At 59.8% G+C, this 12628-nt stretch carries 7 protein-coding genes; 5 read left to right on the plus strand and 2 right to left on the minus strand.

Annotation, left to right across the window (positions count from 1 at the left end; translation table 11 throughout):
* Positions 1–194 precede the first annotated feature (194 nt).
* From ACO05M_RS17535 to ACO05M_RS17550, 4 genes are all read left to right on the plus strand, one after another.
* A complete protein-coding gene (locus ACO05M_RS17535; RefSeq protein WP_421865901.1) occupies positions 195–989 on the plus strand; it encodes a gamma-glutamylcyclotransferase family protein in 795 nt (264 codons plus the stop codon).
* 10 nt (positions 990–999) lie between these two features.
* Positions 1000–1716, plus strand: coding sequence for a hypothetical protein (locus tag ACO05M_RS17540; RefSeq protein ID WP_421865904.1), 717 nt, complete (start codon positions 1000–1002; stop codon positions 1714–1716).
* Between the two features lie 23 nt (positions 1717–1739).
* Positions 1740–6821 (plus strand): diguanylate cyclase, encoded by a 5082-nt coding sequence (locus ACO05M_RS17545; RefSeq protein ID WP_421865907.1) that lies wholly within the window; start codon positions 1740–1742, stop codon positions 6819–6821.
* Positions 6822–6891: 70 nt separating this feature from the next.
* Positions 6892–8616 carry a hypothetical protein gene (locus ACO05M_RS17550; protein WP_421865909.1) on the plus strand — a complete coding sequence of 575 codons (1725 nt, stop codon included), beginning with the start codon at positions 6892–6894 and terminating at the stop codon, positions 8614–8616.
* A 60-nt stretch (positions 8617–8676) separates the two neighbouring features.
* Here ACO05M_RS17550 and ACO05M_RS17555 read toward each other — a convergent pair whose 3' ends face one another.
* Complete coding sequence (locus tag ACO05M_RS17555) at positions 8677–9132, minus strand: group I truncated hemoglobin (RefSeq protein WP_421865913.1); 456 nt, start codon at positions 9130–9132, stop codon at positions 8677–8679.
* 272 nt (positions 9133–9404) lie between these two features.
* On the opposite strand from ACO05M_RS17555, the gene ACO05M_RS17560 reads away from it, so the two are divergent.
* Entirely contained in the window at positions 9405–10316 is a 912-nt protein-coding gene (locus ACO05M_RS17560; protein ID WP_421865916.1) for a YeeE/YedE thiosulfate transporter family protein, read from the plus strand.
* A 12-nt stretch (positions 10317–10328) separates the two neighbouring features.
* On the opposite strand, the gene ACO05M_RS17565 is transcribed toward ACO05M_RS17560, so the two are convergent.
* Complete coding sequence (locus ACO05M_RS17565) at positions 10329–12614, minus strand: Tex family protein (RefSeq protein WP_421865918.1); 2286 nt, start codon at positions 12612–12614, stop codon at positions 10329–10331.
* Positions 12615–12628 lie beyond the last annotated feature (14 nt).

Raw genomic sequence — 12628 nt, forward strand, 5'->3', positions numbered from 1 at the left:
TGAATTGGACCGATTGTATCAGATCCTCCAAGCGGCCCAAGGCGGACAGGCTGCCGGGTTCTTTTTTTCAAACGGCCGTTTTCTCCGCGTGTTGATTTCAGGGTATATCCCTGTATGGTTAATGGTTTATGTATCGACTCAGTGCAGTCTTGCTGAGCTCTACAGATTTCCGCTAGACGGTGGTTGGAAACGACATGTTTCGGTATTTTGGCTTTGGTTCCAATATGAGCATGATCTCGCTGCGCGCCAAGGGGGTAGAGCCGTTAACGGCACGCCGTGCCGTACTGCATGGCTGGCGCCTGCGGTTTAACGTTCAGCACTTCTTCCGCCATGAGGGAGGGGTCGGCAACATCGAACCTAGCGATGACCCCGATGCCCGGGTGCTCGGTGTGCTGTTCGACTGCCCGGATGAGGGGCTTGCGCCGCTTGATGCCACCGAGGCCTGTGGTCATGGTTACGAGCGTATCAAGGTCGACGTCGAGGTTGACGGCCAGCGCTATTCCGCCTTTACCTATATCGGCATGCCCGAGTTTATCGACGACAGCCGGTTGCCGACCCGCCGCTATCTGAACATCCTGGTCGACGGTGCTCGCCGGATCGGCCTCGACGCTCAGTATGTCAGCCGGCTGGCGGCGCACCCGGTGTACCGACCCGATGACTATCCCGCTTTTACGCCTCCCCGAGGCGACTACCCCACCTTTACTGCCGCTTCGCTGACCCAACAACCGTTATACACGGCCCTCTACGGAGCGGTTTTTGATATGTCACAGGCTCGCCCGTTGCACGAGTACCTGAAGAGTTTTTTCGGTGGTCGTGATATGACGTTGTTCCACATCAAGCGGCTCGACAGCAGTGACGGCAGCGAGTCGATGGAGGATATTCGCCAGGGTCGCCTCAATGGCGCCCAGCTTGAGTACCTGAACAGTTACCTTAACGAGTACGCCAAGGAATACCGCTACGTTGGCGCCTTTGACTATAACCAAGAGTGAGAATCAAACAATGGATCAGTTTCCCCCGGCACTCCCGCATGGCTCTCTGGAAGAGGTGTTTCCCAATGTCTTCTTCGTCAGCGGCGCGATGGAAACCGTTCTCCAGGGAATGGATTGGGAATTCAGTCGAAACATGACCGTGGTACGGGATGATGACCGCTTGATCATCATCAACAGTGTGCGCCTGACTGAAGAAGGCCTAGCTGAGCTGGACCGACTGGGAAGAGTCACCGACGTGATCCGCCTCGGCGCCCTGCACGGCCGTGATGATCCCTTTTATGTGGATCGCTACGGAGCCGAGTACTGGGCGCTGCCGGGTGTTGAGCACGATGCGGGCCTGCAGGTGACCCGTCACCTGAATGAAGCAGAGCCGCTACCGATCTCGGATGCCTCGCTGTTCGCGTTCCGCACCACCAAAATCCCCGAAGCGATCATCCGCCTTGACCGAGCCGGCGGCATTCTTGTTGCCTGTGACGCGTTGCAGAACTGGCTCGCCCCCGATGAGCATTTCTCCGACAGCTCGAAAGAGGTCATGCAGCAGATGGGCTTTTTTACCCCGGCCAATCTGGGACCGGTTTGGGTTCAGGCCGCCGCGCCCGAGGGCGATGATTTCAGTCGTCTGAAGGAACTGACGTTCAATCACGCCCTATGCGGACATGGCGAGCCCCTGCGCGATACCGCGCGGGAGGATTACAGCGCCACGTTAGAGCGCATGTTCGGCATCTAAGGCGATATTTTTTGAGACCAGAGATGCCGTACTTGGGCCCAAGACTTCCCGGTTACAAACTCGAATCGTTGCTGTGGCGCGCCGACGGGCGGGTCGCTTATCGGGCAAGGCGCCGTGCCGATAACCGGCCCGTCACGGTAGAGACCCTGGATGCTGAATACCCGGATCGACAGCAGGTGGCCCGGATTCGGCGTGAAGGGGGCATCGCACAACGCCTGGTCGAGATCGTGGGGGTCCGCAAGGTCTACGCCGTGCTGCCCCATGGCAGCGGCAATCTGGCCCTGATCGGTGAACCGTTCGAACAATCCCTCAGATCCCGCCTTGCCGGCATCCCAAGCGGTGCCCTGCCGCCGCTCGAATGTTTAGAGGTCGCGCTATTGATAGTGCGCGCCTTGGGCGGCATCCATGCCCATGACGTCGTGCATAAGGCCCTGATGCCCGAACATGTGCTTTATGATCCCGACGACAGCTCCATCGCGCTGGCCGGATTCGGCATCGCTTCCGAATTGGATCAGGAACGCCAGGCGGTCCAGATGTCCCGGCGCCTGGAAGGCCCCCTGCCCTATATCTCGCCGGAGCAGACCGGACGGATGAACCGGGATCTGGACTACCGATCGGATTATTACTCACTCGGAATTCTGTTGTTCGAGCTGCTGACCGGACGGTTGCCGTTCCAGGCGGACAATCTGCTGGAGTGGGTCCATAGCCATATCAGCCGCCTGCCGCCGGCCCCGCACCAGCTCTGCCCGGACGTGCCCGAGGCCGTGTCGGCGATCATCCTCAAGCTGCTGGAGAAAAGCCCCGAGGCCCGTTATCAGAGTGCTGAAGGCCTTATCCACGACCTTGAGTACTGTGCCGATCGACTGGCCGCTGGTAAGGAGCTCGAACCCTTCCCGCTGGGTCAGCGGGATGTGGTCCAGAAGTTTCTTGTGCCCCAAGGCCTCTACGGTCGTGAATCGGAACTCAACGAGCTGCACCAATTGTTCGAAGCCGTGGTCGCCGGGCGCTCGGAGTTCTGCCTGGTTCATGGTCATTCCGGGGTCGGCAAGTCGGCACTGGTCAACGAGATGGATCGTCCTCTGGTTCATGAGAAAGGCTTTCTAGTCCAAGGCAAGTTCGACCAATTTCAACAGGCCGAGGCGTACACTCCCCTGGCCAAAGCCTTCCGGGGGCTGGTCCAGCAGGTTCTGGCGGAGCCGGAGGAGAGCCTGGCCGACTGGCGCCGGCGGCTGCTGGAGGCACTGTCACCCAATGCCGCCCTGGTGGTGGATTTAGTCCCCGAGCTGGCGCTGATCATCGGCGATCAACCCACCGTGCCGGAGTTGCCACCGGCGGAGGCGCGCAATCGTCTTCATATCCTGTTGATCGCGTTCCTGCGGGTCTTTGCCGGCGAAGGCCACCCGGTGGTGCTGTTTATCGATGACCTGCAGTGGAGTGATGTCCCCACGTTGGAGCTGCTGCGCCGGCTGGTAACGTCAAGGGAACTGAGCCACCTGCTGTTGATCGGTGCCTATCGAAGTAACGAGGTCAGTGTCGGCCATCCCCTGCGTCTGCTGCTGGATGACCTGCAGGTCAACAGCCAGATCCGCCAGCTGCCCATCGGGGTGCTGGATCGGGAATCGGTGGCCCATCTGGTCGCCGATGCGGTGAGCCGGGACTTGGAAGAGGCTCGACCGCTCAGCGAGATGATTTTTGACAAGGCGCAGGGCAACCCTTTCTTTACCACCGAGTTATTGCGCCAGCTGCATAAAGAGGGCGTGATCTCCCCGGATCTCGGCAGTGGCAGCTGGAGTTGGGATCTGGATGCGGTCCGCTGGTCGGGTGTGAGCAGCAATGTGGTCGAATTTATGCTGGGCAATCTACGCCGCTTTGAGCCTCAGACCCAGGACGTACTGCAGTTGGCCGCCTGCATCGGCAACACCTTCGATCTGCGCACCCTCGCCGTCATTTACGAACGATCCCTTTCGGATACTGCGGCGGCGCTGCTACCGGCCCTCAAACAGCACACGGTCGTGCCGTTGCATAGCGATTATCGCCTGGTCAGCGAAAGCCTGGAGAATGAAAAAGTCGAATCATTGGGGTTCAACCCCAGTTACCGCTTTCAACATGACCGCGTTCAGCAGGCTGCCTACGCGCTGATCGACGCCCGGCAGCTGCAACAGGTCCACCTCTCCGTCGGGCGCTTGATGCTGCAACATGCGGGCGACTGCGTACCTGAAGATCGTCTGATCGACATCGTCGGTCACCTCAACGAGGGGCGCAGTCTGATCGACGCGGCGACTGAGCGGTTGCGTCTGGCCGAAATGAACCTGGGTGCGGGTGTCCGTGCCAAGCATTCGGCGGCCTATGAGTCGGCGCTGAACTATCTCAAGATCGCCGCTGAATTACTGCCTGCCAGCCCCTGGCAGGAAGCCCCGGCATTGATGCAGACGCTGGCCTCGGAGACACAGCAATGCGCCTACCTGACGGGACGCACCGAGGAGGCCGAACGCTGGACCGAGCTGATGCTGGAACACGCCGATTCCGATCAGCAGCGCAGCGATATTCTGGCCACGCGGACACGCCAGTACGCCACCCTGGGCCGTATGGAGGACTCGATCCTGTCGGCGATTCAGGGCTTGGCACTGCTGGGGGTCGAGTTTTCCGAGCAGCCGACGGCGGAAGATATTGCCCGGGAACGTCAGCTGGTGCTGGAAAACCTGGCCGGCCGAACGATATCCGATCTGGTCAATGCGGCTCCGGTGGAGGACCCAGACACCCTGAGCGCGATGCGTCTGCTAATGGAAATTTTTGCCGCAGCCTTCCTTTCCGGCAGCGGCAACCTGTTCCCCTATCTGGTGCTGAAGTCGGTCAATCTGTCGCTGCGCCACGGCAACTGCCCCGAGTCGGCCTTTGCCTATGCCTCCTATGGGATGCTGTTATGCGGTGAACTGGACGACCCCGCGCTGGGCTATCAATACTCCAGCGTTGGTCTAGCCATCAGCGAACACCACGATGACCTCACCCTGCGAGCCCGGATGATCTATGTCCACGCCATGTTTGTGCACCATTGGAGCAATCACTGGTCGAGCCTGACGAGCTGGTTCCGCAAAGGTATCGAAGCGGGCTACCAGTCGGGCGACCTGCTCTACCTGGCCTACAGTGCCCAGGATTGTGTGATCTGGGACCCGACGATGGATCTGGAAACGGCCCACCGATTGCACGCCGAGAATCTGGAGATTGTGCGTGAGTGTGCCTATCAGGACTCACTCGATTCCGGCATGCTGTTTTATCAGTTACAGCGCAACCTGCTTGGCTTAACCCACTCCCCGTTCAGCCTCAGCGACGATGATTTCGACGAAGCCCAGTGCCTGGAGGGGATGCGTCAGCGCCAGTTCATGACCGGCATCGCCAACTACCATATTTACAGCGCTGAAATCTGTCTGCTCTACGGCGATTACGACCGCGCCCTCGAGCATGTACGGGTTCAGGATGGCTTGATGAAGTCCGCCATGTCACTGCCGCAACTGGTGCGTTTTTATATCGTCGCGTTCCTGACACTGGTGACCCAGTATCCGAACATGGCTGCGGAAGAGCAGGCCCGCACCCGCAAGCGCCTCGAGCGTGATCTTGACCGCATGCGGCGCTGGGCCAACAACTGTGAAGCGAACTTCCGTCACCTGCAGCTATTGATGGAGGCGGAGTTACAGCGCCTCGATGGCGACCACGCGACGGCCATGGAAACCTATGATTCCGCCATCGATGCGGCCCAGCAGAGCGGCTTTCTGCGCGACGAAGCGACCGCCTGCGAACGAGCGGCGCGGCACCTGTTGTCCCGCGGTCGAAACCGCTCCGCTGAAGGCTACCTGCGAGGTGCCCATCGACTCTATGACCGCTGGGGTGCCCACCGCAAGGTCGACCTGCTGCAACAGGAATTCCCGGTACTACGAGAACTGGTGGTGGGAACCCACAGTGCCGACAACCTCGGACAAGCCCGGGATATCGACCTGTCCTCCGTGATGAAGGCGTCCCGGGAAATCTCCGGTGAGATGGTGCTGGAACGGCTGCTCAAAACCACCATGGGTATCCTGCTTGAAAACGCCGGTGGGCAGTGGGGCTGCCTGGTGGTTCGCGATGCCGGACAACTGATGGTGGAAGCCGCCAAACTTCCGGAGGCGGGGCGACCTGAACTCGCGGTTCCCGCCTATTCGCTGGTCAACCATGTCGATGGCGGCAAAATTCCGCTGCCGATGACCCTGATCAGTCGGGTTCTGCACAGTGATGAGGCGATCGTGCTCCATGACGCCGGCACCGAGGGCGACTTCATTCAGGATCCCTATGTAAGCCTGTTCAAGCCGGTCTCCGTGCTCTGCGTGCCCATTCGTCGAGAGCGCTTCGAGGGCGCCCTGTATATGGAGAACAACCTGGCCAGCCGGGTCTTCACCGAAGACCGGGTAGAGGTCATTCGCCTGCTGGCGGCCCAGGCATCGGTCGCGATCGAAAATTCACGCCTTTATGAACAGGTCCAGGACTACTCCCGAACGCTGGAGCAGAAGGTGGTTGAGAGAACCGCCCGACTGGAGCAGCTCAATGAAGAGCTTCAGGGGCTTGCCGATCGTGACGGCTTGACCGGTGTCGCCAACCGACGCCGCGGCGACATCTACCTGGCCGACGTGTGGACGCGGCTAAGGCGTGAAAAGCAGCCGCTGTCGGTGATCATGCTGGATGTGGATCACTTCAAAGCCTACAACGACAACTACGGTCACCAGGCGGGAGACGACAGCCTGGTCGCGGTAGCTCAACTCATCAACGCTCAGCTGCTGCGACCCGCCGATATGGTCGCGCGCTACGGCGGTGAGGAGTTCATGCTGATTCTGCCCAATACCGACCTCGACGGCGTGATCCAGGTGGCGGAAAAGATTCGTCGTGAGGTCGAGGAGATGGCGATCGAACATGCCCACTCCAGCGTTGGCGACGTCGTTACCGTGAGTGCCGGGGCCGCGACCCTGATTCCGACGGCGAGCGCCTGTGTCGAGCACTTGCTCAGAGAAGCGGATATCGCCCTTTATCAGGCTAAGAAGATGGGACGCAACCAGGTGCAGTTGGCATCGGGCGTCCCCATTTGACGATTTAATCATGGCGTGGCTAACGCCTGACAGCCAACCGGCTGCACCTACTTGCCACTCAGGAGCAGAAATGACGAAATCAATATGGAACAGCCAGCCCGCCAGCGGGGAATGGAATCTGTCAGAGAACTGGACCCCCTCCAAGGTTCCCCCGGTCAACGCCGAATTTGGCCCATCCAGCCAGACCTCGATCGGCTTTTCCAACACCAGCGACGCGACGGTCGAGACCATCGAATTCTCCGAAAACGCTTCCGCCTATACCTTCCTGTTCGGTCCTTCCGACACACCGGCGTTAACAATCTCCGGTCAAGGGGTCAGCAATAGCTCCTACAACCGCCAAAGTTTCGTGGTTGCCGCCACCAGCCACGGTTTCAGCAACCCACAGCTGAAGTTCACCAACGAAGCGACGGCGGGGAGCGATAACCTGTTTTATTGCGCCGGCCCGGTAACGGAGCAAGGTTACGGCGGCGGCGTTATCTGCTTCTGTGATCAGGCCAATGCCGGCTCCGCCTCATTCAAGGTCTGGACCGGCGCGGCGACCCCGCCCAAGCACAGCACCGTCGGCGGTGAAGTCAGTTTCTGCAACTCATCCTCGGCGGCTAACGCCCGCTTTACCATCTACGGTTCGCTGGGTTTGGACGGTGACACCTTCGGCAATGTGGTGTTTCACGATACCGCGACGGCCGCCAATGCCAACTTCATCAATGTCGGCGGCACCGTTTCCGGCGGCGATGGCGGCAATACCCAGTTCTACGGAAATTCCACTGCTGCTTACGGTATCTACAACAACTGGGGCGGCACCCATCCCAAGGCCAACGGCGGCGACGTCGCCTTTGACGCTACGGCCGATGGCGGCCAGGGCCAGTTCCACAACTACGCGGCGAAGGCGGCCGGCGCCTATGGCGGCGTCACCAGCTTCAATAACAACCCCCCACATATGAACACCCAGGGCGCATCGGCAGGCAATGGCGCCTACTACAACTACGGTACCAGGGAGGGAGAGCAAGGCGGCGGCGGCCATGTTGAGTTCAGTGCCAAATACGGCTCTCCAACCGCGGCCAACGCCCGCATCATCAACTACGGCAGCACGATTAAAAGTAAGTCGACGGCCGGCCATACGATCTTCTCGATCAACCTGCCGACCGATTATTACCCGACGGCCGGCAATGCCTGCATCTGGAACCACCCCGGGGAGACCCAGCAGGGGGCCGCCGGTTACACCGAGTTTTCGGTCTACGGCAGTGGTAACGGAGGGGATCAGGTACCCACGGCAGGCAACGCGACCATTTACAATCTGGGAGCCTATCTGCCGCAAGCCGCCGGCGGCTATACCCTGTTTTCGGACACGGCAAGCGCCGGCAATGCGACCCTGATCGCCTATGGCGGCAGTCACGGTGGCCATGGCGGTCGGATTGTGTTCTACGGCAGCGCATCCGGCGACACGGCTAAGGTTCAGCTGTACGACAATGCTGAGCTGGATCTGCGTGACCATGCCACCGGGCTAACCCTCGACAGACTGGATTTGACCGGCGGAGTCATCGCGATTCGGCTTGGAACTGAAACGGCCGGGCTAACGGTATCCGGCCAACTGAGCTTGCATTCCAAGCCGGTGTATTTCTATTTCAGTCAGCCCAAGGATGAGGATTTTGCCAACAACAAGGCCTATACGATTCTCTCCAACAGCGGTCTGTCCGGCTTCTCTGCTGAGCAGTTTGCCGGAAGCTCGATCGACGGGGTTGAGCCGACCTTCAGCATCGTCGGTAACGACCTGCAGGTGAGTTTCAACAAGCCGTAACTGTCTATGTAGAGATGTATGGATGGCCGCATAGCCTCAAACCTATGCGGCCACCACCGCCTATCGCATCGTCACGATATCGCCCTTGGTACTACCGACGATCGCCAGCAGCTCCTGGGTCTCTTTTTCCGGCACTCCGTAACGACTCAGGATCTGCAAAAAGATCTCCACCATACGATCCCACTCCTTCTCGGTGATGGCCAAATGGGCATGGGAAGACTTCATGTCACGCCCATGGTATTGGCAGGGCCCGCCGGTGACCTGGCAGACCATCGCGGTGACATGGTATTTCAGATACTCCGGCGGTACGGCCATACGGGCCGCATCGATTTTGGGATTGGCGTTCAACGCCGTATCCGGCACCAGCGCATCGATAAAGTCACTGACGACCACGGATATCGGAGCAATCCCGCCGAGCCGGTCATAGAGCGACTTGGCTTCCATCGAACCATGGTTATCGGCGTGGACGGTTTGCAGGAACAGGGCAAGGCTCAGGGTGAGGATGACTCTGCACATAGTAACCTCCTGACGAATGACAGGCGGGCGACAGATCGGCCTCGATATACGACCCGGGTTATCGGAGCTGCCGATGGGCATGCCCGCGATAGAGTGAAAACAGCCCTAGAAGTATAGGCCAGCGACGACACGAAGACCTTGGTTCATCCCCCCTCGTTGTAGGCAGGTTTCAACGAAACCGGGACAAACCCGTTGTAACGTCTCAAGCCATCGTTCTTCTAAATCAGACCAGCCCCACAAAACCGCCTACTCCGGCAAGGAGTCCAGTTGCCATGGTTCTACTCGTGAGTGTCCTCTGCCTCGCCGCTGCGGTGGGTTATCTGGCCCAGTCGATCGGGCTGTGCATGGTCAGAGGCGTGCATGAGAGCATCAAGGGTAAACCCGAATTCCTGAGTGCGATTCTACTGTCCGGCACGACGGCCTGGATCGCCGTGTTTGTCGGCCAATCGCTGGGGCTGCCGCTACCGTTCAGGGCCGTTTCCGCCGATAGCTGGATTGCCGTCGGTGGCTTATTGTTTGGTTTGGGCAGCGCTCTGAATCAGGGCTGCGGCGTTTCGACATTGAATCGATTATCCCGCGGTCAACTTCAGATGAGCGCCACCCTGCTGGGCTGGATTTTAGGCTGGTGCGCCCTGGCTCACTGGCCACCACCGTATGAACCCGCCGAACTCGGCTCGCCTTCACCGCTCAGCTATGGCGTACACACCGCGTTGTCCTTAGGGCTAGGAGTCTGGGCCTTAAGGAGTCACAACGCCCGTAGAAAACTGTGGTTCAGCATGATGGGGATCGGACTGCTGGCGGGTTTTTTGTTTCTCTTCAATTCCAGCTGGCCACCCAGTGGATTCCTCCGCAACCTCAGCGCCGCCCTGCTACACCAGGATGAGTTACGCTGGCCTGCTCCGACCGACTACGCCTTACTGTTGGCACTGCTGGGCGGGATGGTTTTCGCCGCTTGGAAGACCCGACAATTCCAGCTGCAACTGCCTAAGCTTCAGGCATGGTTGGCCCACCTGGTCGCCGGGGTGCTGATGGGAGTTGGTGCCGCCCTGGCCCTCGGCGGCAACGACTCGCAGTTGCTGCTCGCACTTCCCGCCTTGTCACCCGCCGGATTGGTGGCCATCAGTACCATGCTGTTGGGCATTCTGCTCGGTCTCAAACTACGCCGACACCTGGTCGAAGACTGAGCATCCCGTCAACTACTTCGTCTTCTTCTGCGCCTGCTGCAATAGCTGTCCGAAGGTACCAACGGACGATGTCGCTCGTTGCTGGTTTCCCTTGGCCGATGACTTAGCAGCAGTCTTGGGCCGGTTAGATTTAGTCTTGGGCTGATGCGTCCCGGTCTCTTCGCGCTTCATCGACAGCGAGATCCGCTGCCGCTTCAGATCCACCTCCAGCACCCGTACCTGGACGATATCGCCGGGTTTGACGATATCCTGCGGATCTTTGACAAATCGATCCGCCAGTTGGGAGATATGCACCAAGCCGTCCTGATGGACGCCTATATCGACGAAGGCGCCGAAGTTGGCCACGTTGGTGACGGTACCTTCCAGACGCATCCCCGGCTTCAGATCGCTGGGCTTTTCGACGCCGTCTTGGAAACGCGCGGTTTTAAATTCAGGCCGCGGATCGCGGCCGGGCTTTTCCAGCTCGTTGAGGATATCCCGGACGGTGAAATCACCGAAGCGGTCATCAACATACTGCTGCGGATTAAGGTTGCGCAAAAAGGCCGCATCGCCGATCAGGCTTGGCAGGGTGCGGTTGTTTTCGGCGGCGATCTTTTTGACCAGATCGTAGGCTTCCGGATGCACGCTTGAGCCATCCAGAGGCTGTTTACCGTCTTGGATCCGCAGGAAGCCGGCGGCCTGCTCGAACGCCTTGGGGCCTAGGCGGGCGACCTTTTTCAAGGCGGTCCGGTTGGCAAAGGCACCGTTTTCATCGCGGTAGGCCACGATATTGCGGGCCAGAGTGGTGCTCAGACCGGAGATCCGGGCCAACAGCGCTTCGGAGGCAGTATTCAGATCGACGCCGACCTGGTTCACACAGTCTTCGACCACTCCATCCAGGCTATAGGCCAGATTGGTCTGATTCAGGTCGTGCTGGTACTGTCCCACCCCGATCGCCTTGGGTTCGATCTTGACCAGCTCGGCCAGCGGGTCCTGAAGTCGTCGTGCGATCGAAACGGCGCCACGGATCGTCACATCAAGATCCGGAAATTCGTTGGCAGCCAGCTCGGAGGCGGAATAAACCGATGCACCGGCCTCATTCACCATCACCTTCTGGGCCTTGATCTCCGGGTAACGTTTGAACAGATCGCTGACCAATGCATCGGTCTCGCGGGAGCCGGTGCCGTTGCCGATACTAATCAGCTCGACCCGATGCTGCTTGCAGAGTTTGGCCAGCGATTCGATCGAGCCATCCCAGTCATTGCGCGGCACATGGGGGTAGATGGTGCTGTGGGCCACCAGTTTGCCGGTGCTGTCCACCACCGCCACCTTGACGCCGGTACGCAGGCCCGGATCCAGACCCAGGGTCGGGCGACGACCTGCCGGGGCACTGAGCAACAGCTGTTTCAGGTTGCGGGAGAAAACCCGAATCGCTTCCTCCTCGGCCGCTTCGCGCATTCGGCCGATCAGCTCCTTCTCCAGCTGCGGGATCAGCTTGCTGCGAAGTCCCTTGGCTAGCGTCTGTCGAACCCAGTCGCCGCAACGGCCCTGGGCAGCAAAGCGCACCTGCTGGCTGACCAGGCTGTCGTAGTGGCCGATCTGCTCTTCCAAATCAAGCTTGGCGGTCAGCACCTTTTCCTGCACTCCGCGCAGGATCGCCAAGGCCCGGTGCGATGGCACCCGCTTGAGCGGTTCGCGGTGGTCGAAGTAATCGCGGAACTTGGCCCCCTCTTCGGCCTTTTTCTTGATCACCAAGACCTGCAAAGGAGCATCGCGCCAGATCTGGTCCCGCAGACGACTGACCAAGTCGGCCTGTTCGCTGATCCGCTCGATCAGTATCGCCGCCGCCCCGGCCAACACCGCTTCAGTGTCGGCATAACCGGCATCAGCATTCCGGTAGCCCTGGGCCAGCTGCTCCGGTGTTTGGCCGTCGCCTTGGAGTAGTTGCTCGAGCAGCGGTTCGATCCCGGCTTCGCGCGCCATCTGGGCCTTGGTCCGACGCTTGGGTCGGTATGGCAGGTACAGATCTTCAAGACGCACCTTGCTGTCGGCATCCATCAACTGCGCACGCAATGCACCGCTCAGCAACCCTTGCTCTTCGATGCTGCGAAGAATCACCTCGCGGCGATCATCCAGCTCCCGCAGGTAGGTCAATCGCTCCTGCAACTGGCGTAGCTGAGAATCATCCAGCGCCCCCGTTACCTCTTTACGATAACGGGCGATAAAGGGCACCGTGGCGCCCTCATCCAGCAGTTTGACGGCGGCCTCCACCTGGGAAGGTTTGACCTGCAGTTCGCTGGCGATACGTTGATGGAGCATAACAACAACCCTAA

Source organism: Motiliproteus sp., assembly GCF_965230735.1.
Classification (GTDB): Bacteria; Pseudomonadota; Gammaproteobacteria; order Pseudomonadales; family Balneatricaceae; genus Motiliproteus.

Excerpts from the sequence above, each read along its gene's own strand:
- ACO05M_RS17550 (WP_421865909.1), top strand. The coding sequence starts at position 6,892 with ATGACGAAATCAATATGGAACAGCCAGCCCGCCAGCGGGGAATGGAAT.
- ACO05M_RS17555 (WP_421865913.1), bottom strand. The coding sequence starts at position 9,132 with ATGTGCAGAGTCATCCTCACCCTGAGCCTTGCCCTGTTCCTGCAAACC.
- ACO05M_RS17565 (WP_421865918.1), bottom strand. The coding sequence starts at position 12,614 with ATGCTCCATCAACGTATCGCCAGCGAACTGCAGGTCAAACCTTCCCAG.
- ACO05M_RS17535 (WP_421865901.1), top strand. The coding sequence starts at position 195 with ATGTTTCGGTATTTTGGCTTTGGTTCCAATATGAGCATGATCTCGCTG.
- ACO05M_RS17545 (WP_421865907.1), top strand. The coding sequence starts at position 1,740 with ATGCCGTACTTGGGCCCAAGACTTCCCGGTTACAAACTCGAATCGTTG.
- ACO05M_RS17560 (WP_421865916.1), top strand. The coding sequence starts at position 9,405 with ATGGTTCTACTCGTGAGTGTCCTCTGCCTCGCCGCTGCGGTGGGTTAT.
- ACO05M_RS17540 (WP_421865904.1), top strand. The coding sequence starts at position 1,000 with ATGGATCAGTTTCCCCCGGCACTCCCGCATGGCTCTCTGGAAGAGGTG.